Origin of the sequence: Nonomuraea sp. NPDC051191, from assembly GCF_044455665.1 — a bacterium.
Classification (GTDB): domain Bacteria; phylum Actinomycetota; class Actinomycetes; order Streptosporangiales; family Streptosporangiaceae; genus Nonomuraea.
This window is the reverse complement of the sequence record NZ_JBITEZ010000003.1, coordinates 383,383-405,641: the sequence shown is the minus strand read 5'-3', so window position 1 is coordinate 405,641 and position 22,259 is coordinate 383,383. Positions and strand designations below refer to the sequence as shown.

Below are 22,259 nucleotides of genomic sequence, written 5' to 3'. Positions count from 1 at the left end.
GACCCAGGGACGTCTCGAAGAGGCGTCCCTTGTTATTTTCCCTGGTGAAAAAGCGCTGGTCACCGACATGCCCACGACGGGCGGCGGGGACCAGTAGGCTTTTCCGAAGCCCGTTCAGCCGGAGGCCGGGAAGACAGGGGGTCGGCGTTTGTACCTGAAGGCCCTCACCCTGCGCGGCTTCAAGTCCTTCGCCTCGGCGACCGCCCTGCGTCTCGAACCGGGCATCACGTGCGTCGTCGGCCCCAACGGCTCGGGCAAGTCCAACGTCGTCGACGCCCTGGCCTGGGTCATGGGCGAGCACAGCGCCAAGTCGCTGCGCGGCGGCAAGATGGAGGACGTCATCTTCGCCGGCACCTCCTCCAGGCCGCCGCTGGGCCGCGCCGAGGTGACGCTGACCATCGACAACTCCGACGGCGCGCTGCCGATCGACTACACCGAGGTCACGATCAGCCGGCTGATGTTCCGGTCGGGACAGAGCGAATACGCCATCAACGGCGACACCTGCCGCCTGCTCGACATCCAGGAGCTGCTGTCCGACTCGGGCATCGGCCGCGAGATGCACGTCATCGTCGGCCAGGGCCAGCTCGACGCCGTGCTGCACGCCGGCCCCGAAGATCGCCGCGCCTTCATCGAAGAGGCCGCGGGCGTGCTCAAGCACCGCAAGCGCAAGGAAAAGGCGCTGCGCAAGCTCGACGCCATGCAGGCCAACCTGACCCGGGTCCAGGACCTCGCCACCGAGCTGCGCCGCCAGCTCAAGCCGCTCGGCCGCCAGGCGGAGATCGCCCGCAAGGCCGCCGTCATCCAGGCCGACCTGCGTGACGCCCGGTTGCGGCTGCTCGCCGACGACCTGGGCATCCTGCGCGCCACGCTCGAACGCGAGGCCGCCGACGAGGCCGCCGTAACGACCAGGCGCCATCAGGTCGAGACCGAGCTGGCCGAGGGCCAGCAGCGCGAGGCCGCCCTGGAGGCCGCCGAGGCCGAGGCCCAGCCGCGGCTGAGTGCCGCCCAGGAGACCTTCTTCAGGCTCTCCTCCCTGCGCGAGCGCATCACCGGCCTCGAACAGCTCGCCGCCGAACGCCACCGCCACGCCCTCGACGCCGCCGCCATCGAACGCCGCGGCCGCGACCCCGAAGACCTCGAACGCGAGGCGGGCGAGGTGCGCGAGCAGGAGCACATCCTCGGAGCCGAGCTCGAACACGCCCAGGAGCTGCTGGCGGAGGCCGTCCAGGGGCGGGCCGCGGCCGAGGCCGAGCTGAGCGCGGAGGAGCAGCGCCTGGCGATGGCCGCGCGGGCCGCCGCCGACCGCCGCGAGGGCCTGGCCAGGCTGCGCGGGCAGGTCGACTCCGTACGCAGCAGGGCGCGGGCGGCCGAGGAGGAGATCGGGCGGCTGGAGAAGGCCGTGGCCGACGCCGCCGAGCGCGAGCGGCAGGCCCTGATCGACCTGGAGAACCAGCGCGAGGAGGAGCCCGCGGTCGATCCGGCGCTCGCCGAGGAGCTGGCCACCGCGCAGGCCGTGGTCGAGGAGGCCAGGGCCGCAGCCGACGAGGCCCGCGTGGCCGCCGACGAGGCCAAGGCCGGGCTCGACGGGCCGCGGGCCGCCGTCCAGGCCGCCAAGGCGGGCGTCACCACGGCCCGCGCCGCCGACCAGCAGGCCCAGCGGTCGGTGGCCGCGCTCCAGGCCCGCCGCGACGCCCTGGAGCTGGGCCTGGCCAAGGGCGACGGCGGCGCCGCGCTGCTCGACGCCGACCTGGCCGGGGTGCTCGGCCCGCTGGCCGCCTCGATGCAGGTCACGCCGGGCGCCGAGCTGGCCGTGGCCGCCGTGCTCGGCCCGGTCGCCGAGTCCGTCACCGTCAAGACGCTCGACAGCGCCGTCGAGGCGCTGGGCCTGCTGCGCGACGCCGACGCGGGGCAGGTCACGCTGCTGGTGGCCCAGGCCGGGGTTTCGGACAGCGCCGATCACTCCCAGGTTGCGCGATCGCGGCCCGAGGCGCCGCAGGGCGGGCGGTGGGCCGCCGATCTGGTCACCGTGCCCGACGAGCTGCGGCCCGCGCTCGACCACGTGCTGGCCGGGGTCGTCGTGGTCGGCGACCTCGAAGCGGCCCGCGAGCTGGTGGGGCTGCGTCCCGACCTGCGCGTGGTGACCGAGGGCGGCGACGTGCTGGGGGCCCATCTGGCCAGCGGCGGGTCGGCCGGCGGCACCTCCGTCCTGCAGGTGCGGGCGGCGCTCGACGAAGCCGTCCACGACTTGCGGGAGGCCGAGGCCAGGGCGGAGGCCACGGCCGAGGCGCTCGACCAGGCGATCGAGGCCGAGCAGGCGGCCCAGACCGCCGTCGAGGCGGCCCAGGCGCACGTCAACGAGGCCCAGAGCGCGGTCACCACCGCCCAGGCGGGCGTGAGCGCCGCCCAGGGCGTGCTCGACCAGGTCAGGGCCCGCCAGCGGGAGGCCGACCAGCGCAACGCGGCGGCGGCCAAGCGGCTGGCCCAGCTGGAGGCCGCCGCGCAGGCCGCGCACGCCGAGGCCGAACGCCTGGCCCGCAGCGTCACCGCGGCCCAGGACGCGCGCACCGAGGGGCTGGAGGAGCTGGCCGAGCTGGAGATCCGGCTGGCCGAGGCCGAATACGCCCAGGAGCTGGAGACCGAGCCCACCACCGACCTGCGCGACGACCTGGCCGCCACCTGCGAGACGGCCAGGCACCGCGAGATGGACACCCGCCTGCAGGTGCGCACGGCCGAGGAGCGCGTCAAGGGCATCGAGGGCCGCGCCGACGGCCTGCTGCGGGCCGCCCAGCGCGAGCGCCAGGAACGTGCCCAGGCCGCCGCACAGCGGGCCAGGCGCAGGCGGCAGGCCGTGCTGGCCGAGGCGGTCAGCAAGGGCGCCAAACAGGTGCTCAGGGCGCTCACCTCCTCGATCCAGCTCGCCTCCCGCGAGCGCGACGACGCCGACCTCGCCCGCGTCGCCGTCGACGCCGAGCTCAAGCAGGTCCGCGTGCGCGTGCGTGAGCTCGGCCAGGAGCTCGACAAGCTGGTCAACCGCGCCCACGGCAGCGAAGTGGCCCGCACCGAGCAGCGCCTGCGGCTGGAGCAGCTCCAGGAGCGGGCGATGGAGGAGTTCGGCGTCGAGGCCGAGACGCTGATCTCCGAGTACGGCCCCGACGCCCTCGTGCCCGGCGACCCGCCCGTCCCGTACGTCCGGGAGGAGCAGGAGAAGCGGGCCAGGGCCGCCGAGCGGCAGATGACCCAGCTCGGCAAGGTCAACCCGCTGGCGCTGGAGGAGTTCGCCGCGCTGGAGGAGCGCCACGCGTTCCTGACCTCGCAGCTGGAGGACCTCAAGAAGACCCGGCGCGACCTGCTGACCGTGGTCAAGGAGGTCGACGACCGGGTCGAGCAGATGTTCGCCTCGGCGTACGAGGACGTCGCCCGCGAGTTCGAGCAGATCTTCACCCGGGTCTTCCCGGGCGGCGACGGGCGGCTCGTGCTCACCGACCCCACCGACATGCTCACCACCGGCATCGAGGTCGAGGCCAGACCGCCGGGCAAGAAGGTCAAGCGGCTGTCCCTGCTGTCGGGCGGCGAGCGCTCGCTGACCGCGGTGGCGTTCCTGATCTCCATCTTCAAGGCCCGGCCCTCGCCCTTCTACGTCATGGACGAGGTCGAGGCCGCCCTCGACGACACCAACACCCAGCGCCTGCTGACCCTGTTCGAGGAGCTGCGGCAGAGTTCCCAGCTCATCGTCATCACCCACAACAAGCGCACGATGGAGATCGCCGACGCCCTCTACGGCGTGTCCATGCGCGGCGACGGCGTGACGCAGGTGGTCAGCCAGCGCCTGCGGGAGCGCGAATCCGCCTGATCCGGCCTGTCATCATCCGTGTGCCTTGGGCATGACCATGCCGGTCGATCTGGAAAACTGACATCTTGTGGATGGTTACCTCGGCGTCATAGTGATCGTGGTCGTCGTCGCCCTGCTGGCGGCCGGCGGCCTCTTCCTGCTGTTCAAGCCGGGTGGCAAGGCGGCGCCGCCCGTGCCGCCGCCGGAGGCGCCGCCGCTTCCCGAGGAGGAGAAGCGGCCGGCCGGCCCGGTCGAGGAGGTCGACGGCGCGGTCACCACGGTGCCGCCGCCGGTCGCGCCGGCCGAGCCGATGGTCATCGCGCCCGAGGTCGAGGTGCCGCCGCCGTCCGCGGGGCGGATGGTGCGGCTGCGTTCGCGTCTGGCGCGTTCGCAGAGCGCGCTCGGCCGCGGGCTGCTGGAGCTGCTGTCGCGTGACCGGCTCGACGACGACGTCTGGGACGAGATCGAGGAGAGTCTGATCACCGCCGACGTGGGCGTGGCCCCGACCCAGGCGATGGTCGAGGAACTGCGCACCAAGGTCAAGGTGCTGGGCAGCCGCACGCCCACGGAGGTCAGGGCCCTGCTGCGCGAGCAGCTCCTGGCCCAGGTCAACCCCGGCCTCGACCGCGGCCTGCATGTCCAGAAGCACGGCGAGCGGCCCGCCGTGGTCCTCGTCGTGGGCGTCAACGGCACCGGCAAGACCACCACCACGGGCAAGCTCGCCCGCTCGCTCATCGGCGACGGCAAGAAGGTCGTGCTCGGCGCGGCCGACACCTTCCGCGCGGCGGCGGCCGACCAGCTCCAGACGTGGGGCGAACGGGTCGGCGCCGAGACCGTGCGCGGCCCGGAGGGCGGCGACCCGGCCTCGGTGGCCTTCGAGGCCACGGCCAAGGGCATCGAGGACAAGGTCGACGTCGTCATCGTCGACACCGCGGGCCGCCTGCACACCAAGACCGGCCTGATGGACGAGCTGGGCAAGGTCAAGCGGGTCATCGAGAAGAAGGCCACGGTCGACGAGGTGCTGCTCGTCCTCGACGCCACCACCGGCCAGAACGGCATGCGCCAGGCCCAGGTGTTCGCCGAGGTGGTGAACATCACCGGCATCGCGCTCACCAAGCTCGACGGCACCGCCAAGGGCGGCATCGTGATCTCCGTGCAGCGCGAGCTGGGCGTGCCGGTCAAGCTCGTGGGGCTCGGCGAGGGGCCCGACGACCTGGCGCCCTTCGACCCCGAGGTCTTCGTGGACGCGATCCTGGGCGACTGACCGCTTTTATCGGTCATGTCCTAATTCATGCCGAAATAGCCGTTACCAGAAAAGTCTTGAGTCGTTAGTTAGCTTTGTGCTGACATGTTCGGGTTATCCGCGATCACCAAGGGGATGCCCATGAAGAAGATCGTCGTCCATCGTCCCGGGACTGTCAGGCCCACCACGCTCGCCTCACCGCGGCACTGCGTTTGACCTGTCTCTGGGTCGGCGTTTCCGCACGGGAACGCCGACCGTTGGGAAGGGGGCGGTCGTGAGGACGATCGCCCTGGACGCCGACCGCCGGGCCGCCGGCCCCTACACGATGGCCGCCGCGCTGCTCGACCTGCTGGTCCCCGAGGCGCTCGACCGGCGGCCCGACCTGGTGGCCGCCCACGACGTGGAACTCCGGGTCGCGGCGCCCCGCCTGCGGCCGCTCGTCCCGGCGCGCAGGCGCTCGCTGGCCGACGACCTGCCGAGGGCGCAGCGCATCCTCATCCCGGGGGCGCGCCGCAGCCTCAGGATCGCCAACGGGCTGGCCGAGTTCGTCCGCGAGCTGCTGACCGTCACGGGGCCGCTCACGCTCGTCGTGTCGAACCTGGGCGAGGCCGACCACACCGACGCCGAGCTGGTCGAGGTGCTGCGCCGCCGGCTCGACCCCGGGCTGCTGCGCGTCGAGGAAGGCCCGTCGTCGCCCGGTGAGGGCCCGTTGTGCGGGGACTTCGACCGTTACCGCGACGAAGGCTTCCATCACGCGATGGCGGAGTCGGGCACGGAGGCGCTGCGCGGCATGGCGTACGAGGACGACCCCGAAGGGTGGCGCACGCTCGTCCAGCGCGTCGCCGCCGCCTTGGAGGCCGTGGAACGCGAGGAGGAGGCCCGCGAGCTCTACGACCGGGCCAGGCGCGTCAGCACCGACCCCAAGCACCGGGCCACGATCGCCTACGCCACCGCCATGATCCTGGTACGCCACCACGACCCCGCGCGCCGCGACCCCGGCGAGGCGATGGCGTGGATCAACGAGGCCGTCACGATCACGTCGTTGCTGCCCGACGTCCGCGAACGGGCCTTCCACCTGGGCTTCGACCTCAACGGCAAGGCCCTGGTCGAGCTGCGCGCGGGGCGTCCCGACGCCGCGCTGCGGCTGGTCGAGCAGGCCGTCGCGCTGGCCGAGGAGCACCTGGCGGGCGAGCACCCGGTCCACCTGCTGGTGCTGCGCGCCAACAGGGCCCAGCTGCTGGCCCAGGCCGGCCGGTACGACGAGGCGCTGGCGGACTACACCGCGGCGATCGACGCCGACCCCGGCTATCCGGACTACTACCTCGACCGTGGCAACCTGCTGAACATGCTGGGCAGACCGGCCGAGGCCCTGGCCGACTACGAGGCCGTCATGCGGCTCAGCCCGCCCTTCCCCGAGGCGTACTACAACCGCTCGGAGCTGCGGTTCGCGGCCGGCGACCTCGAAGGCGCCCGCGCCGACCTCGACCGCACGCTGGAGCTCGACCCCGGCTTCGCCCCCGCGTACGTCAACAGATGCGGCCTGCTCGCCCTCCACGGCGAGTACGAGCAGGCCAGACGCGACGTGGAGCGCGGCCTGGCGCTCCGGCCGCGCGACGCCCACCTGCTGTGCGTGCTCGGCCAGGTGGAGACGGCCCAGGGGCGCTACCCGGAGGCGTACGCGGCCTTCGACGGCGCGCTGGAGATCGACCCCGACCTGGCCGCCGCGTGGGGGAACCGTGCCGTGGCCGCCTTCGAACGCGGCGACCACGACGGCGCGCTGTCCGACCTGACCCGCGCGCTGAAGCTGACGGAGACGGCCGAGCTGCTGTTCAACCGGGCGATGGTCTACCGGGAGCTGGGCCGGGCGAAGGAGGCCAGACAGGACCTGCTCCGAGCCGCCGAGCTGGCCCCGGACGACCAGGACGTCGGACGGGCGCTGGCCGAGGTCTGAGGGGATGCGCGGCCTTCGCCGGGGCGGGCCGGCTGGTGATCGCGGCGGGCGTGGCGCTGTCGCCGGTGCGGCGGGTCAGGCTCGCGGAGCCGCGAGCGGCCCGATCGGCACCACGAGAGGCGTCCCCGCGACCGGGTCCTCGATGATCTTCGCGTCCAGCTCGAACACCTCGCGCAGCAGCTCCTCGGTCAGCACCTCGTGCGGGGCGCCCGCGGCCACGACCTTGCCGGCGCGCATGGCCACCAGCCGGTCGGCGTAGCGCGCGGCCAGGTTGAGGTCGTGCAGGACCATGACGACCGTGCGGCCCGCCTGCTCGTGCAGATGCCGGACGAGCTCCAGCACCTCCACCTGGTGGGCCAGGTCGAGGAACGTGGTGGGCTCGTCGAGCAGCAGCAGGTCGGTGCCCTGGGCCAGGGCCATGGAGATCCACGCCCGCTGCCGCTGGCCGCCCGACAGCTCGTCGAGCGGACGTTCGGCGAGGTCGGCCAGGCCGGTCATGGACAGCGCCGCGGCGACCGCCGACTCGTCGTCGGAGGACCACTGCCGGTACCACGTCTGGTGCGGATGGCGTCCCCTGGCGACCAGGTCGGCCACGGTGAGCCCCTCGGGGGCCGAGGGCGCCTGCGGCAGCACGCCGAGGACCTTGGCCACCTCGCGGGTGGGGATGGCGTCGATGCGCTTGCCGTCCAGCAGGACCTGGCCGCCCTGGGGTTTGAGCAGGCGGCCCAGCGCGCGCAGGAGGGTGGACTTGCCGCAGCCGTTCGGGCCGATGATGGTGGTCACCGTGCCGGCCTCGATGCCGAGGTCGAGGCCGTCCACGATGGTCCGGTCGCCGTAGCCGAGCTTGACGCCCGCGGCCTGCAGCCTCATTTGCGTGCCCTCCAGATCAGGTGGATCAGGTACGGTGCGCCCAGCACGGCCGTGACGATGCCGACGGGCAGTTCGATCGGCGAGAAGACGGTCCGCGCGATCAGGTCGGCCCCGGCGGTGAGCACGGCCCCGGTGACCGCCGAGCACAGCAGCGGCGGCCGGGCCGAGCGGGCCAGCCTGAGCGCGATCTGCGGTGAGGCGAGCGCCACGAACGCGATCGGCCCGGCCGAGGCGGTGGCCACGGCGGCCAGCAGCACGGCGGCCAGGATCAGCAGGGCGCGGGCCGCGTTCACGCGTACGCCGAGGGCGGTGACCACGTCGTCGCCGAAGCGCAGGGCGTCGAGCGAGCGGGTGCCGAGCAGGGTGGCCGGGATGAGCACGGCCAGCGCGAGCGCCACGGGCACGACGTGCTCCCAGCCGCGCCCGTTGAGCGAGCCGCTGATCCAGACCATGGCCCGGCCGGTGTCGTTCACGTCGCCGACGGTCAGCAGCCAGAACTTCACGTTCGTGAACACGGCGGCCACGCCGATGCCGACCAGGACCAGGCGGTAGCCGTCCAGGCCGCGCCGCCAGGCCAGGCCGTAGACGACGGCCGCGCCGAGCAGGCCGCCGAGCAGCGCGAGCGCGGGGACGCCCAGGCTGGCCAGCAGGCCGCTGGTGCCGCCGTAGACGCTGCCGCTGGCCACCACGCCGGCCACGACGGTGACCGAGGCGCCGGTCGTGACGCCGAGGATCTCCGGGCTGGCCAGCGGGTTGCGCGCGATGGACTGGATGATCGCGCCGGACAGCGCGAGCGCGGCGCCGACCAGGGCGCCGGTCAGGGCGCGCGGCAGGCGCAGCTCCATGATGACGAAGTGGGCCGCGCTGTTGACGTCGAAGGTGCCCTGGAGCACCTCCGTCAGGCTCATCGGGAGGTCGCCGATGCGCATGTTCAGCGCCATGAGCACCACCAGGAGCACCAGCCCGGTCACGCTGACGGCGACGGCACGCAGGCGCAGCCGCCAGGACAGGGCGCCGAGGCGCAGGGGGAGCGCGGTCATAGCCGTACCGGCTTTCTGCGGCGGACCAGGGCGACGAAGAAGGGGGCGCCGATCAGCGCGAGGACGACGCCGACCTCCAGCTCGCCCGGAGGGGCGACCACGCGTCCGATCACGTCGGCGACCAGCAGCAACGCCGCCCCGACCAGCCCCGAGTACGGCAGCAGCCACCGGTGGTCGGTGCCCGACAGCGGCCGGGCCAGGTGCGGCACGATCAGGCCCACGAACGCCAGCGAGCCGCAGGCCGCCACCGCCGCGCCCGACAGCAGGGTGACCGAGGCGACGCCGACCGTCCTGGTCAGGGCGATGTTCTGGCCGAGCGAGCGGGCGACGTCCTCGCCGAGCGACAGGGCGTTCAGGCCCGGGGCGTTGACCAGGGCGAGCAGCAGGCCGGCGAGGATGAACGGGAGCACCTGCCAGACCACGTCGGGGCCCCTGGCGGCGATGGAGCCGGCCTGCCAGAAGCGGAAGACGTCCATGGCCTGTTCGTCGAGGAGCACGATGGCCGAGGTCATGGCGTACAGCAGGGCGCTGACCGCGGTGCCGGCCAGGGCCAGCGTGACCGGGGTGGGGCCGCCCCTGCCGCCCGTCATGCCGAGCGCGAACACCGCCACGCTGGCCACCAGGGCGCCCGCCAGGCCGAACCAGATGTAGGCGAGCAGGCTGGAGGCGCCCAGCAGGATGATCGAGGCCACCATGGCGAACGCCGCGCCCTGCGTGACGCCCAGCAGGCCGGGGTCGGCGAGGGGGTTGCGCGTGTGGCCCTGCATGAGGGCGCCCGCGACGCCGAGCGCGATCCCGGCCAGCACCCCGAGCACGGTACGCGGGACGCGCAGCGAGCGGATGATGATGTCGTTCTCGCTGCCGGTGGGCGCGGTGAGGGCCTGCCAGGCGGCGCCCGGCGGTACGGGCTTCGAGCCGACCGTGATGCTCAGCACCACCGCGACCGCGACGGCGGCCAGGAGGACGAGCAGGAGGACGAGCCGCCGGCGCCGGATGCCGATGAGGCGGGGCGCGAGCGCGGTCACCAGATTTCCTCCCCTTGTTTGCCCGATCGTGGTGAAGTATGCCAGGTTAGGCAGGGCTAACCTAATTTAGGTTCGCCTTACCTAGGGAAAGGGTTCTGATGAGAGCGTGGCGGTTGCTGGCCGGTGCACTGCTGGTGGCGGGGGTGGCCGCGTGCGGCTCGACAGGGACTTCGACGGAGACCCCGGCGGGATCCTCGGCCGCGTCGACGGCCGACCCGGCCGCCAGGACGATCGAGCACGCGATGGGCTCGACCAAGATCTCCGGGCAGCCCAAGCGGGTCGTCGCGCTCGACCAGAGCTTCGTGGACGCGGTGCTCACGCTGGAGACCCCGGTGATCGGCTACACCACCTACCGGTCGATCGACACCAAGCTGCCCGACTACCTCGGCCCGCTCGTCGCCCAGTACGGCAAGGAGGCCACCTCGGTCGGCACGCTGGAGCAGCCGAGCCTGGAGAAGATCGCCGCGCTCAAGCCCGACCTGATCGTGTCGGCCAAGGTCCGGCACGAGGCTCTGTACGACAAGCTGTCGAAGATCGCGCCGACGGTCTTCAGCGAGACGACCGGCGCCATCTGGAAGGACAACCTGCGGCTCATGGGCCGCGCCCTGGGCAAGGAGGACCTGGCCGACTCCAGGATCAAGGCGTTCGAGGAGCGCGCGGGCAAGATCGGGGCCGCGATCAAGGACAAGCAGGGCGGGAAGCTGCCGACGATCTCGATCGTGCGCTTCGCCGGCGAGCCCACCGTCCGGCTGTACGTCGAGAAGTCCTACTCCGGGGTCGTGCTGAAGGACGTCGGCTTCCCGCGTCCTGAGGGCCAGCCCACCAAGGACGACGCCATCGCCGTGGACGTCAGCCAGGAACGCATCGCCGACCTCGACGCCGACCACATCTTCGTCGCCACCTATCCGGACCCGGCCAGCGACGGCCCCAAGGAGAAGTTCGTCGGCAACCCGCTGTGGGGCCGGCTCAAGGGAGAAAAGCACGAGGTCAGCGACCTGACGTGGATGAGCGCCGTGGGCATCCAGGGCGCCCACGCCATCCTGGACGACCTGGCCCAGACGTTCTCGGTCGACCCCGCCAAGCCCGCCTCCTGACCCGCGCGGACGCTCAGCGCGGCAGGAAGGCCCGCAGGTCGGCCAGATGGGGTTCGAGGTCCAGCCCCTGGCCGGCCAGCCATTCCGGGTTGTCGTAGGTGCCCTTGTAGCGGTCGCCGCGGTCGCAGACCAGGGTGACGATGCTGCCCTGGCGGCCCTCCTCGCGCATCTCCCTGACGAGGTCGACGCAGGCCGCCAGGTTGGTGCCCGTCGAGCCGCCGACGTCGAGACCGGTGACCTCGCGGGTCCAGTGCATGGCGGCGATCGACCGGGCGTCGGGGACGGCGATCATGCGGTCGATCACGCTGGGCAGGAACGACGGCTCCACCCGCGGACGCCCGATGCCCTCGATCCGCGACCCGGCCGCCGTCACCGAGGTGTCGCCCGAGACCCAGCCCGGGTAGAACGCCGAGCCCTCCGGATCGACCACGGCCAGGCGGGTGGGGTGGCGGCGGTAGCGGATGTAGCGGCCGATCGTGGACGACGTGCCGCCGGTGCCGGCGCCCACCACGATCCAGGCGGGCTCGGGATGCGGCTCCATGGACATCTGGGAATAGATCGACTCGGCGATGTTGTTGTTGCCTCGCCAGTCGGTCGCGCGTTCGGCGTAGGTGAACTGGTCCATGAAGTGGCCCCCGGTCTCGGCGGCCAGCCGGTGAGATTCGTCATAGATCGTTCCCGGGTCGGCGACCAGATGACACTTCCCGCCGTAGAACTCGATGAGGTGGCACTTCTCGGGCGACGTGGACGCGGGCATGACGGCGATGAACGGCAGGCCGAGCAACCGGGCGAAATACGCCTCGCTGACCGCGGTCGAACCGCTGGACGCCTCCACGATCGTGGTGGCCGGGCCGATCCAGCCGTTGGCGAGGCCGTACAGGAACAGGGACCGTGCGAGCCGGTGTTTGAGTGAACCGGTCGGGTGCACCGATTCGTCTTTCAGGTAGAGGTTTACACCCCAGTCCGAGGGAAGCGGAAAGACGTGCAGGTGAGTGTCACAACTCCGGTTGGCGTCGGCCTCCACCTTGCGGATGGCCTCCGCCACCCACCGGCGTGTCCCCGTGTCGTGACGGTCCACAGATTCCATGCCCATACGCTATCCCCTGTGACTCTGACCACTATTCCTACGATATTGGGTGGGTAGTGTTATGATAATGAGACTTGTCCGGCCGTGGACGTGACCACGCACGCCGCGAGCCAGATGGACTGAAACCCCTTCTGACCTAGGCGAACTCTCCTAACGCCACCCTTACTCGGGAGTTGCGAGGATGAGGAACGCTGTCAGGCGGCTTGTGCCGAACGGGGGATAGCGCAAGGGGGAATGAAATTGATCACTATGACCGATGAGCAGCGTCAGGACTGGTTCGAGCGCGATGTCGTGCCCGTGACGTCGCAGCTGTTCGCTTCCGCCATGCGCCTGACCCGTAACGCCGCCGACGCCGAGGACCTGGTGCAGGAGACGGTCGCCAAGGCGTACACGTCCTATCACCAGTTCCGTGAGGGCACCAACCTCAAGGCGTGGCTGCACCGCATCCTCACCAACAACTTCATCAACGACTACCGCAAGAAGCAGCGCTCGCCGAAGTTGTCGGCCGCCGAGGACATCGAGGACTGGCAGCTGCACGCCGCCGAGTCCCACACCTCCACGGGCCTGCGCTCGGCCGAGACCGAGGCGCTCGACCGGCTGCCCGACAGCGTCGTGATGAACGCCCTGCGCTCCCTGCCCGAGGACTTCCGCGTGGCCGTCTACCTGGCCGACGTCGAGGGGTTCGCGTACAAGGAGATCGCCGAGCGCATGGGGACGCCCATCGGCACCGTGATGTCCCGCCTGCACCGTGGCCGCCGCCAGCTCCGCGGCATGCTGGAGGACTACGCGCGGGAGGAGGGCGCCGTGCGCCTTCCCGCCCCCCGCGCGGCCGCCTAGGAGGAACCGGGCGAGTCCAGGGACAGACGAAGGCGGACGCGTAACACGCCGCCTTCGTCGCGCATCTGCACCCGGTCGCAGAGCTGCCGGCTGATCCAGAGCCCGTACCCCCGTGGGGCCTCGGGCTCCGGCGGTATGTAGCCCGGTAAGGGGTCGTCGAGCGTCCCGCCGGGATCGGCGATCTCGCAGACGAGGTCGCGCTCCTCCACCCACATCGTGATCGTGCCGAACCCGGCGCCGTGCTCGACGGAGTTCGCGGCGATCTCCGAGACGCTCAGCACCAGCGACGAGATGAGGTTGCGGTCCATTCCGGCCGCCCTGGCGTAGTCGCCGACGCTCTGACGCAGGCGCTTGAGCTCGCGGGCCGTGAAACGCACCAGGCAGGCCCCCGGGCCCGGCTCGGGGAACGGCGCGTCGTCGCCGTCGAGCACCAGCTCGTGGGGCTCCACGAAGCGGCCGCTCGCGGTCTCGCCCCCGGCCCCCAGCACCAGCGGGTGGACGACCGAGGTGAGCTCCCGGACGGGCTCGGGCACATGGCGCAGGTCGTACAGGCACATCATGACGGACGGGGCCGCGGCGAGGGCGGCGTTGACGACCGAGTCGTAGCGGATGAGGTCCTGGATCCGCGGCTCGCTCAGATCGGTCCAGACGGGCTCGCCGATGACGAGCGTGGGCCGCCCGCGCGTGTACTCGTGGTAGGCGGCCAGCATCCGGTGGGGGTGGCCGTACCAGGAGCTGGACAGGCGGCTGTCGATGCGGCGCGCGTCGCCGTCGAGGGCCTCCGACAGCAGCGCCAGCCGGTCGGGTCGGTTGACGACCAGCACGCGCCTGTCTTCGTCCAGCGCGGTGCGCACGCGCGGCACGACGAGGTCGAGGAAGGCCCGATCCGAGTCGTACGGTACCGCGACGTGCTTCAGCGACTGTGCCCGCTCCCGGCGCACGGCGGAAACGTAACAAGGGCCGGCCCGGCCGCGCAACCGGACCAATAACGTCGATCGCCTGCGGATGACCCCCCGGAGTTTGATGATTACTCCATGTCTTGGACGACTGATGCCCGTTGCTGGGTACACCGCATGTGTATGCGAACGTCGGCAGGGGGTGGCGTGTGACCGAAGCCCGCGCGGCGACGGAGAAACTCCAGGCGGAGCTGCACGGGCTGGGTGTCACCAGCGCGTACGAGGTGGGGGACGGAGCGACCATCTCGGTCTGGATAGGTCTCGTCGTGCATTACAGGGACGGGTTTTACCGTTGGCAGGAAGGTCCGGTTAAACGTCGTCATCTGGGTACGGATCCGGTTGGATGTGCCATGCGTGTGGCGCGCCGCTACAAGGAGCTGCACGCGGACATCCCACCCTGGTGGGACGACCTGACCAGGGAACTACGGGGGAGACCGGTTCAGGACTATCCGTGAGGCCCCCGCGTGCGGTGTTTCGGGGGAAAACATGCGCATTTGGGCTTTGCCGTTCGTTCTGTTCGTTCTCGTGGGCTGTGCCGCTCAACCGGTGCCGCGCCGGCATTCCGCCGCGGTCCGGCCGCCGGTCAGTCCTGAGGTCCTGGCCAAGCGGCTGGTCGCGCAGCAGGCCGACTGGCCGCGCAGCCGCAGGTTCGACTGCGGCAAGATCAAGTGTGTGGCCCTGACCTTCGACGACGGTCCCGGGCCCTACACCGGCAAGTTGCTCGACCTGCTGCGTCAACGCCAGGTCAAGGCCACGTTCTTCGTGCTGGGGGAGATGGTGGCGGCCGACACCGGCGGCCGGATCACCCGCCGCATCGTGGACGAGGGCCACGAGATCGGCAACCACTCCTGGTCCCACCCGTCGCTGACCGGCCTGTCGCGCGAGGGGGTGCAGCACGAGCTTGGGCACACCCAGGAGCTGGTCCACCGGCTGACCGGGGTCAGGATGCGGGTGATGCGCCCGCCGTACGGCAGCACCGACGACGCCGTGGCCGCCGAGACCCGCCGCGAGGGCCTGGCCCAGATCCTGTGGGACGTCGACACCCTCGACTGGCTGCATCGCGAGCCCGCCGCCGTGGTCAGGCGCGCCGACACCGCCAAGGCCGGGTCGATCGTGCTCATGCACGACATCCACCCCACCACGATCGAGGCCGTGCCGAAGGTGCTCGACACGCTCGCCAAGAAGGGCTACACGTTCGTGACCGTCTCGGAGCTGTACGGCCGTCCGCCCACGCCGGGCCGCACGTACACCGCACGATGAGCGGCATGGCACCCTTGGGCCATGGGTTTCACCGGCTTCCCCGACGAGGCGTTCATCTTCTACGAGGGTCTTGAGGCGGACAACTCCAAGACCTACTTCACCCGCCACAAGCACCTGTACGAGGACGCCGTCCGAGCGCCCATGACGGAGCTCACCGACGAGCTGGCCGACGAGTTCGGCCCGGCCCAGCTCTTCCGGCCCTACCGCGACGTGCGCTTCTCCAAGGACAAGACGCCGTACAAGACCCATCAGGGCGCGTTCGTCGACCTGATGCCCGGCATCGGCTTCTACGTCGAGATCAGCGCCGCCGGCCTGTACGTCGCGGGCGGCCGCTACACCCAGGCCCCCGACCAGGTCGCCCGCTACCGCGCGGCCGTGGACGAGGACCTGACCGGCAAGCCGCTGGAGTCGATCACGGCCAGGCTCGCCGAAGCCGGCTACACGATCGGCGGCGACCGCCTGAAGACCAGGCCGCGCGGCTTCGACGAGGACCATCCCCGCATCGAGCTGCTGCGCCACAGGTCCCTGTTCGCGGGCGTCCGCTACGAGCCCGAGCCGTGGGTGCACACGGCCGAGGTGCGCGGGCGCGTCGAGCGGGCCTGGCGCGACTGCGCGGCGCTGGTCGAGTGGCAGTGCGCGCACGTCAGGGGCAGCGAGCTGCCGCGCCGCTGAGCGCATCGCCGGCCTTCGTGACCGGCTCCGTCTACACAGAAGCCGCGTGTCACCGGGAAGGTGACACGCGGCCGTGATGCGGGACGTGCTGGACGGATCAGGCGCGCTTGGCGCGGGCGGCGGCCCGGCCACGGGTGGCGCCGTCGAGCACGACCTTGCGGATGCGGACCGCGTCGGGCGTGATCTCCACGCATTCGTCCTCGCGGATGAACTCCAGCGCCTGCTCCAGCGACAGCGTCCGCGGCGGGATGACCTTCTCGGTCTCCTCGCTCGTGGACGAGCGCATGTTGGTGAGCTTCTTCTCCTTGGTGATGTTCACGTCCATGTCGTCGGAACGCGAGTTCTCACCGATGATCATGCCCTCGTAGACCTCGGTGGTCGGCGAGACGAACAGCGTGCCGCGCTCCTGGAGGTTGAGCATGGCGAACGCGGTGACCGGGCCCGACCTGTCGGCCACCAGCGAACCGTTGTTGCGGGTGCGCAGCTCGCCGAACCAGGGCTCGTAGGAGTCGAACACGTGGTGGACCAGGCCGGTGCCGCGGGTCTCGGTCAGGAACTCGGTGCGGAAGCCGATCAGGCCGCGGGCCGGGACCACGAACTCCATGCGGATCCAGCCGGTGCCGTGGTTGGTCATGTGCTCCATGCGGCCCTTGCGGACGGCCAGGAGCTGGGTGACCGCGCCGAGGTACTCCTCCGGGCAGTCGACCGTCAGGCGCTCGACCGGCTCGTGCACCTTGCCGTCGATGGTCTTGGTGACCACCTGCGGCTTGCCCACGGTCAGCTCGTAGCCCTCGCGGCGCATCTGCTCGACCAGGATGGCCAGCGCCAGCTCACCACGGCCCTGAACCTCCCAGGCGTCGGGACGGTCGGTGGGCAGCACGCGCAGCGACACGTTGCCGACCAGCTCCTTCTCGAGCCGGTCCTTGACCATGCGGGCGGTGACCTTGGAGCCCTTCACCTTGCCGACCAGCGGCGAGGTGTTGGTGCCGATCGTCATCGAGATCGCCGGCTCGTCGACCGTGATCAGCGGCAGCGGGCGCGGGTCCTCCGGGTCGGCCAGCGTCTCGCCGATCATGATCTCGGGGATGCCCGCGATGGCGATGATGTCGCCGGGGCCGGCCTGCTCGGCCGGCTTGCGCTCCAGCGCCTCCGTCATCAGCAGCTCGGTGATCTTCACCTTCTGGATCGTGCCGTCGGTGCGGCACCAGGCGACCTGCTGGCCCTTGTGGATGACGCCCTGGTGGATCCGGCACAGCGCGATGCGGCCCAGGTAGGAGGAGGCGTCGAGGTTGGTGACGTGCGCCTGCAGCGGCGCGTTGGGGTCGTACGTGGGGGCCGGGATCGTCGACTTGATGATGTCGAACAGCGGCTCCAGGTCCTCCGAGTCGGGCATGCCGCCGTCGTCGGGACGGTTCATGGAGGCGCGGCCGGCCTTGGCCGAGGCGTAGACGATCGGGAAGTCGATCTGCTCCTCGGTGGCGTCGAGGTCCATGAACAGCTCGTAGACCTCGTCGACGACCTCCTTGATGCGGGCGTCGGGGCGGTCGACCTTGTTGATGCACAGGATGACCGGCATCTTGGCGGCGAAGGCCTTGCGCAGCACGAACCGGGTCTGCGGCAGCGGGCCCTCGGAGGCGTCGACCAGCAGCACCACACCGTCGACCATCGAGAGGCCGCGCTCGACCTCGCCGCCGAAGTCGGCGTGGCCGGGGGTGTCGATGATGTTCAGGGTCATGCCGCCGTGCTGGACGGCGGTGTTCTTGGCGAGAATGGTGATGCCCTTCTCGCGCTCCAGGTCGTTGGAGTCCATGACCCGGTCGTCGACGTCCTGGTTCGCGCGGAAGGCCCCGGACTGCCAGAGCATGGCGTCGACCAGTGTGGTCTTGCCATGGTCGACGTGCGCGATGATCGCGATGTTCCGCAGGTCGTCGCGGCTGTTCAAAGGCATGATGACTTCTCGCTCTGTGTCGTGGGGGCGGCCGCGCGAAGTCGCGACCCACCAAGTCTAGTTGATCCCCTCTCGTGGCAAGAGCGGGACAACGCGTCTGCGGCGCTGTACGGGTGAACGTTCCGCCCGGGGTGTCTGATTCCCGCCCCCCGCATGGATCACGGGCGGGCGGGCAGTGAGCGACCGTGAGGGACGAAGGACTGGTGCTGCTCGCCGCGTGGGGGCAGTTCGCCGCGCTTCTCGGGCTGCTGGCCTACTTCCTGCTCCGAGGGCGTACGTGAAGCGGGCCGCGGCCGTCCTCGTGCTGCTCGCACTGCTCGTGGCCGGTTGCGTGAGCCCCGCCTGGGACGACCACGACTACGCGCTCAAGGCCGAGCAGTCGGACGAGAGCGTCTCCTCGACCCTGCGGATCGTCCGCCTGGCCGTGCAGAACTCCCACAAGCTGACCAGGCCGTAGCTGAAGACCCTGCTCACCGACGCGGCCGGGGAGCTGGACGCGGTCGGCGACCAGTTCGGCGGGGTCCAGCCGCCGTCCGAGCGGTCCGACCAGGTGCGCGACCGGCTGCTCGACCGCATCCAGCGGGCCGAGAACCAGGTGCGCGACCGGCTGCTCGACCGCATCCAGCGGGCCGAGAGCCTGGTGGACGACCTGCTCATCCAGGTCCGCCGGAACCGGATCGGGACCCCGCCGGTGCGGTGCGGGAGCTGGAGTCGCTGGGGTGAAGAAGCTCTTCGCCGTCACGCTCGGCATCCTCAGTGCCGTCGGCGGCTTCGTGGACATCGGCGACCTCGTGGCCAACTCGCTGGTCGGCGCCCGGTTCGGGATGTCGCTGGCGTGGGTCGTGGTGGTCGGCGTGGTGGGCATCTGCCTGTTCGCCGAGATGTCCGGCCGGATCGCCGCGGTCTCCGGCCGGCCCGTCTTCGACCTCGTACGCGAACGGCTCGGCCCGCGGGCGGGACTGCTCAACCTGGCGGCGTCGTTCCTCATCAACCTGCTCACGCTGGCCGCGGAGATCGGCGGCGCGTCGCTGGCCCTGGAGATCGCCGCCGGCCTGCGCCAGAACGTGCCCGCCGACCGGCTCGCCCCCCTCACCGAGCTGTACGAGCGCGAGCCGGGACGTACATAGCAGGTTGCACATTTGTGTGCATGGCAGGAGCCGCAGCGATCCCTACATTGTCGTCATGACGTGGACAGAGCTGGTGATGAGCTCGGCCCCGAGCAAGGGCGACCAGCCGGCGGTGAGCGACGTCAGGACCGGCGAGGTGCTGTCGTACGCGCAGTTCGCCAGGCGGGTCACCCGGGCGGCGGGCGGGTTGCGGCGCGACGGCCTGACCTACGGCGACCGCGTCCTCATCGATCTGCCGCTCGGCGTGTCCCTGACGGTGGCGGTCCACGCGGTGTCCTGGGCGGGCGGCGTCGCCGTGCTGAACGGCTCGGGCCCGGCCCGCATGATGATCACCCGCGGCCCTCGCGACCTCGGCGCGGTCGCCGCCGACCGGGTCTACGCCTTCCGTCCCTCGCCCGGCACGCTCCCGTTCGCCGGGCTGCTCAACGCGAACCCGGTGGAGTTCGGCCCGCTGGCGGGCGCGGCGCTGGCGCTGGGCGAAGGACGCGTCCTCGATCACGACGAGCTCGCCGCCGACCTGCGCAACCTGGCCGCCCGCCTGGTGATCGGCAAGGACGACGTCGTCGTCAACGCGGCCGGTGACCTGCTCAAAGGGCTGCGGGTGCTCGACCTGGCCCTGATGTCGGGCGCCCACGTGGTGATCGCCGCCAACGAGCCGACCGTCATCGGCTGCCGCGTGCTGGCCGCCGAGCGCAGGGCCACCATGGTCGTGGCGCCGTACGACGTCGCCAGGCGGCTGCTGGGCAACCCCATTCTGCGCGTTGTGGACGAAAGGGCGATCGTCAGCTCGCTTGGCCTGTGAAAAGTGCGACACTGTGGAAGAGTGTGATCCTTCGGCGACGCAGGGTGAACACATGCCAGAGGCCCCCCGGCACAACCTTCCAGCAGAGCCCAATCGGTTCGTGGGCCGCGAACGCGACCTCGACGACCTTCGCGGGCTGTTCGGCGAGACACGTGTGGTCACGCTGTGCGGCGTCGGCGGCATCGGCAAGACCCGGCTGGCCCTGCGGGTGGCCGCCGGGCTGGTGGGCGGCTATCCGGGCGGGGTGTGGCTGGTCGAGCTGGCCCGGGTCGGCCGTCCCGAGCAGATCGTCCAGGAGATCGCCCGGGTGCTGCGGGTGCGCGAGGAGAGCGGGCGCCCGCTGCTCGACACCGTCACCGCCCGGCTGCGCGACCTGCGCTGCCTGCTGCTGCTCGACAACTGCGAACATCTGATCGACGGGTGCGCCGAGCTGGCCGCCGAGCTGGTCGCCTGCTGCCCCCGGCTGAGCGTCCTGGCCACCAGCAGGGAGCCGCTGCGCATCGCCAGCGAGCTGATCTGGCGGGTGCCGCCGCTCGACCTGCCCGAGATGGGGTACGCCGACGCCGAGTCGGTGCAGCTCTTCATGGACCGCGCCGCCGCCGCCGGCACCCGGCTCGGCTACGACACCCTGCCCGATGTGGTCCGCCTGTGCCAGGCGCTCGACGGGCTGCCCCTGGCCCTGGAGCTGGCGGCGGCCCGTACGAGCCTGCTCAGCCCCGGGCAGATCGCCGACCGGCTCGACGACCGCTTCTCCCTGCTGACCACGGGCGGGCGTACCGCCCCGGCGCGGCAGCGCACGCTGCTGGCCACCGTCGACTGGAGCTACGACCTGCTGTCGGCCAAGGAGCAGGTGCTGCTGCGCAGGCTGTCGGTCTTCGCCCGCGACTTCGACCTCGACCTGGCCGAGCAGGTCTGCGCCGAGCCGCCCATCGCGCGGGCGGAGATCGTCGACCTGCTCGGCGGGCTGGTCGACAAGTCCCTCGTGCTGTGCGACGAGGAACGCAGGCGCTACCGGATGCTGGAGACGATCAAGCGGTACGCGATGAAGCGGCTGGACCGGGCCGGCGAGCGCGAGGCCGTCCGCGAGCGGCATCTCAGCGTCCTGTGCGACCTTCAGGAACGCCACTTCACGACCGAGATGGTCCGGCCGGGCGTGCCCTGGCCGGAGCGGCTGGAGTGCCTGATGGCCGGCAAGCAGCTCCTCGACGACCAGCGGGCCGCCCTCGACTGGGCCGCCGAGTCCGGCAACGCGCTGCTCGGCCTGCGGCTGTGCGCCGCCAGCACGGCCCTGCTGCCCATCTCCGGCAACCTGACGGAGATCGTCGGCTGGACCGAGCGGCTGCTCTCGCTCGACCTGTCACTCGTCCCCGACGCGCAGGTCGCGCAGGGCAAGGCGTACCTCGCCTACGGGCTGGAGGCCCGTGACGAGCTCAGCCGGTCGCTGGAGGTGGCCACCGAGAGCCTGGCGGGCCTCGGCGGCGACGGCGGCAACGCGTTCACGCGCTGCGTCATGCACAGCCTCGTGGTCATCCTCCTGCTGCGCATGGGCCGGATCGACGAGGCGCTGCACCACGCCGAGCGGGGCCTGGCCGACGCCACCGAGTCGGGCGACGCCTGGAACCAGGCGGCGGGGCTGGCCGGGCTGTCGGCGGTCGCGCTGACCAGGGGCCGGCTGCGCGAGGCCCAGCGGCTGGGCGACGAGGCCCTGGCGCGGGCGCGCGAGCACGGCCACCGCTGGCTCATGGCCAGGATGGCCGCCCAGCTCGGCGCGGTGGCCGAGGCCCGCGGCGACCTGGAGACCGCCAAGTCCCAGTACGAGCAGGCCGTCCCGTGGTTGTGGGAGCTGGGCAGCGACTCGGAGCTGGCGCGCTGCCTGGCCAGGGTCGGCCGGGTGGCCGCCATGCTGGGCGAGTTCGCCGCAGCCAGGGAGCGGCTGGCCGACAGCCTCGCGCTGAGCCGGCAGAGCGGCCAGCGGCAGGGGGTGGCCCGGTGCCTGGCCGGCCTGTCGGTGCTGGCCGAGCACGAGGGCGACCTCGACGGCGCGGTGCTGGCCGCCGCCGCCGCGGCCACGCTGCGCGAGTCGATCGGCCAGCACTCGGCCACGATCAGGATCGAGGAGCTGCTCTCGCGCGCCCGCGCCAAGCTCGGCGAGGGCCGCACGGCCTCGCTGTGGTCCCGCGGCCGGGCGATGAGCCCCGACGCCGCGGCCCTCCAGGTGCTGGCGGGGGAGCGGCCGGCGTCCCCGCCGCCCGTGGCGGCCGAGCCGGTCAGGCACTCGCTGCTGACCGCGCGCGAGCTGGAGATCGCCGGCCTGCTCACCCGGGGTCTGTCCAACCGGGCCATCGCCGAGGAGCTGGTGATCAGCCCCGCGACGGTCGCCCGGCACATCGCCAACATCATGGAGAAGCTGGGTTACACCTCCCGCGCCCAGATCGCGGTGTGGGCCGCCGAGCACCCCAGCGCTTCTGCATAGGGATCTGCATATTCCGCCCCATGTAGGCACGTGACCCCCTCCCTA

At 71.6% G+C, this 22,259-nt stretch carries 17 protein-coding genes; 11 read left to right on the top strand and 6 right to left on the bottom strand.

Features of this window, described 5'->3' with window-relative positions:
• Positions 1–148: 148 nt before the first annotated feature.
• The 3 genes from smc (at position 149) to ACIA8R_RS10315 (ending at position 7,023) form a co-directional block, all read left to right on the top strand.
• Positions 149–3,850, top strand: a complete 3,702-nt coding sequence (gene smc, locus ACIA8R_RS10325) for a chromosome segregation protein SMC (RefSeq protein WP_397037766.1) — start codon at positions 149–151, stop codon at positions 3,848–3,850.
• A gap of 67 nt (positions 3,851–3,917) precedes the next feature.
• Positions 3,918–5,093, top strand: a complete 1,176-nt coding sequence (ftsY, locus tag ACIA8R_RS10320; RefSeq protein ID WP_397037764.1) for a signal recognition particle-docking protein FtsY — start codon at positions 3,918–3,920, stop codon at positions 5,091–5,093.
• A 253-nt stretch (positions 5,094–5,346) separates the two neighbouring features.
• The gene (locus tag ACIA8R_RS10315) at positions 5,347–7,023 is read left to right on the top strand and encodes a tetratricopeptide repeat protein (protein WP_397037762.1); all 1,677 of its coding nucleotides are present in this window, start codon (positions 5,347–5,349) and stop codon (positions 7,021–7,023) included.
• Between the two features lie 75 nt (positions 7,024–7,098).
• On the opposite strand, the gene ACIA8R_RS10310 is transcribed toward ACIA8R_RS10315, so the two are convergent.
• The 3 genes from ACIA8R_RS10310 to ACIA8R_RS10300 are packed head-to-tail and all read right to left on the bottom strand — an operon-like array spanning position 7,099 to position 9,958.
• Entirely contained in the window at positions 7,099–7,893 is a 795-nt protein-coding gene (locus ACIA8R_RS10310) for an ABC transporter ATP-binding protein (protein ID WP_357697711.1), read from the bottom strand.
• On the bottom strand, positions 7,890–8,933 hold the full coding sequence (locus tag ACIA8R_RS10305) for a FecCD family ABC transporter permease (protein ID WP_397037760.1): 1,044 nt from the start codon (positions 8,931–8,933) through the stop codon (positions 7,890–7,892). The genes ACIA8R_RS10310 and ACIA8R_RS10305 overlap by 4 nt, the downstream gene beginning before the upstream one ends.
• Entirely contained in the window at positions 8,930–9,958 is a 1,029-nt protein-coding gene (locus ACIA8R_RS10300; RefSeq protein WP_357697715.1) for an iron ABC transporter permease, read from the bottom strand. Before ACIA8R_RS10300 ends, ACIA8R_RS10305 begins: the two co-directional genes overlap by 4 nt.
• A gap of 98 nt (positions 9,959–10,056) precedes the next feature.
• On the opposite strand from ACIA8R_RS10300, the gene ACIA8R_RS10295 reads away from it, so the two are divergent.
• Positions 10,057–11,052: an ABC transporter substrate-binding protein gene (locus tag ACIA8R_RS10295; RefSeq protein ID WP_397037758.1), complete on the top strand. Its 996-nt coding sequence runs from the start codon at positions 10,057–10,059 to the stop codon at positions 11,050–11,052.
• Between the two features lie 13 nt (positions 11,053–11,065).
• Here ACIA8R_RS10295 and ACIA8R_RS10290 read toward each other — a convergent pair whose 3' ends face one another.
• Positions 11,066–12,139 carry a PLP-dependent cysteine synthase family protein gene (locus tag ACIA8R_RS10290; RefSeq protein WP_397037756.1) on the bottom strand — a complete coding sequence of 358 codons (1,074 nt, stop codon included), beginning with the start codon at positions 12,137–12,139 and terminating at the stop codon, positions 11,066–11,068.
• A gap of 249 nt (positions 12,140–12,388) precedes the next feature.
• On the opposite strand from ACIA8R_RS10290, the gene ACIA8R_RS10285 reads away from it, so the two are divergent.
• Positions 12,389–12,976: a sigma-70 family RNA polymerase sigma factor gene (locus tag ACIA8R_RS10285; RefSeq protein WP_352324845.1), complete on the top strand. Its 588-nt coding sequence runs from the start codon at positions 12,389–12,391 to the stop codon at positions 12,974–12,976.
• Here the strand turns inward: ACIA8R_RS10285 and ACIA8R_RS10280 are convergent.
• A complete protein-coding gene (locus ACIA8R_RS10280; RefSeq protein ID WP_364084980.1) occupies positions 12,973–13,917 on the bottom strand; it encodes a sensor histidine kinase in 945 nt (314 codons plus the stop codon). The genes ACIA8R_RS10285 and ACIA8R_RS10280 overlap by 4 nt on opposite strands.
• 561 nt (positions 13,918–14,478) lie before the next feature.
• Here ACIA8R_RS10280 and ACIA8R_RS10275 point away from each other — a divergent pair.
• Both ACIA8R_RS10275 and ACIA8R_RS10270 read left to right on the top strand, forming a co-directional pair.
• Positions 14,479–15,192 (top strand): polysaccharide deacetylase family protein, encoded by a 714-nt coding sequence (locus ACIA8R_RS10275; RefSeq protein WP_357697722.1) that lies wholly within the window; start codon positions 14,479–14,481, stop codon positions 15,190–15,192.
• A 21-nt stretch (positions 15,193–15,213) separates the two neighbouring features.
• Positions 15,214–15,864, top strand: coding sequence for a DUF2461 domain-containing protein (locus tag ACIA8R_RS10270; RefSeq protein ID WP_364084976.1), 651 nt, complete (start codon positions 15,214–15,216; stop codon positions 15,862–15,864).
• A gap of 97 nt (positions 15,865–15,961) precedes the next feature.
• Here ACIA8R_RS10270 and typA read toward each other — a convergent pair whose 3' ends face one another.
• On the bottom strand, positions 15,962–17,812 hold the full coding sequence (typA, locus tag ACIA8R_RS10265) for a translational GTPase TypA (protein ID WP_357697726.1): 1,851 nt from the start codon (positions 17,810–17,812) through the stop codon (positions 15,962–15,964).
• 277 nt (positions 17,813–18,089) lie between these two features.
• Between typA and ACIA8R_RS10260 the strand changes: the two genes are divergently transcribed.
• The 4 genes from ACIA8R_RS10260 (at position 18,090) to ACIA8R_RS10245 (ending at position 22,214) form a co-directional block, all read left to right on the top strand.
• Positions 18,090–18,269, top strand: a complete 180-nt coding sequence (locus tag ACIA8R_RS10260) for a hypothetical protein (protein ID WP_397037752.1) — start codon at positions 18,090–18,092, stop codon at positions 18,267–18,269.
• A 262-nt stretch (positions 18,270–18,531) separates the two neighbouring features.
• Positions 18,532–18,939 carry a divalent metal cation transporter gene (locus ACIA8R_RS10255; RefSeq protein WP_397037750.1) on the top strand — a complete coding sequence of 136 codons (408 nt, stop codon included), beginning with the start codon at positions 18,532–18,534 and terminating at the stop codon, positions 18,937–18,939.
• A gap of 55 nt (positions 18,940–18,994) precedes the next feature.
• Positions 18,995–19,741 carry an AMP-binding protein gene (locus ACIA8R_RS10250; RefSeq protein ID WP_357697732.1) on the top strand — a complete coding sequence of 249 codons (747 nt, stop codon included), beginning with the start codon at positions 18,995–18,997 and terminating at the stop codon, positions 19,739–19,741.
• A gap of 52 nt (positions 19,742–19,793) precedes the next feature.
• The gene (locus tag ACIA8R_RS10245) at positions 19,794–22,214 is read left to right on the top strand and encodes a LuxR C-terminal-related transcriptional regulator (RefSeq protein ID WP_397037748.1); all 2,421 of its coding nucleotides are present in this window, start codon (positions 19,794–19,796) and stop codon (positions 22,212–22,214) included.
• Positions 22,215–22,259 lie beyond the last annotated feature (45 nt).

Bases quoted from the DNA above. Each gene is read 5' to 3' on its own strand.
- ACIA8R_RS10310 (WP_357697711.1), bottom strand. From the start codon at position 7,893: ATGAGGCTGCAGGCCGCGGGCGTCAAGCTCGGCTACGGCGACCGGACC.
- ACIA8R_RS10305 (WP_397037760.1), bottom strand. From the start codon at position 8,933: ATGACCGCGCTCCCCCTGCGCCTCGGCGCCCTGTCCTGGCGGCTGCGC.
- ACIA8R_RS10295 (WP_397037758.1), top strand. From the start codon at position 10,057: ATGAGAGCGTGGCGGTTGCTGGCCGGTGCACTGCTGGTGGCGGGGGTG.
- ACIA8R_RS10290 (WP_397037756.1), bottom strand. From the start codon at position 12,139: ATGGAATCTGTGGACCGTCACGACACGGGGACACGCCGGTGGGTGGCG.
- ACIA8R_RS10285 (WP_352324845.1), top strand. From the start codon at position 12,389: ATGACCGATGAGCAGCGTCAGGACTGGTTCGAGCGCGATGTCGTGCCC.
- ACIA8R_RS10270 (WP_364084976.1), top strand. From the start codon at position 15,214: ATGGGTTTCACCGGCTTCCCCGACGAGGCGTTCATCTTCTACGAGGGT.
- typA (WP_357697726.1), bottom strand. From the start codon at position 17,812: ATGCCTTTGAACAGCCGCGACGACCTGCGGAACATCGCGATCATCGCG.
- ACIA8R_RS10250 (WP_357697732.1), top strand. From the start codon at position 18,995: ATGACGTGGACAGAGCTGGTGATGAGCTCGGCCCCGAGCAAGGGCGAC.
- ACIA8R_RS10245 (WP_397037748.1), top strand. From the start codon at position 19,794: ATGCCAGAGGCCCCCCGGCACAACCTTCCAGCAGAGCCCAATCGGTTC.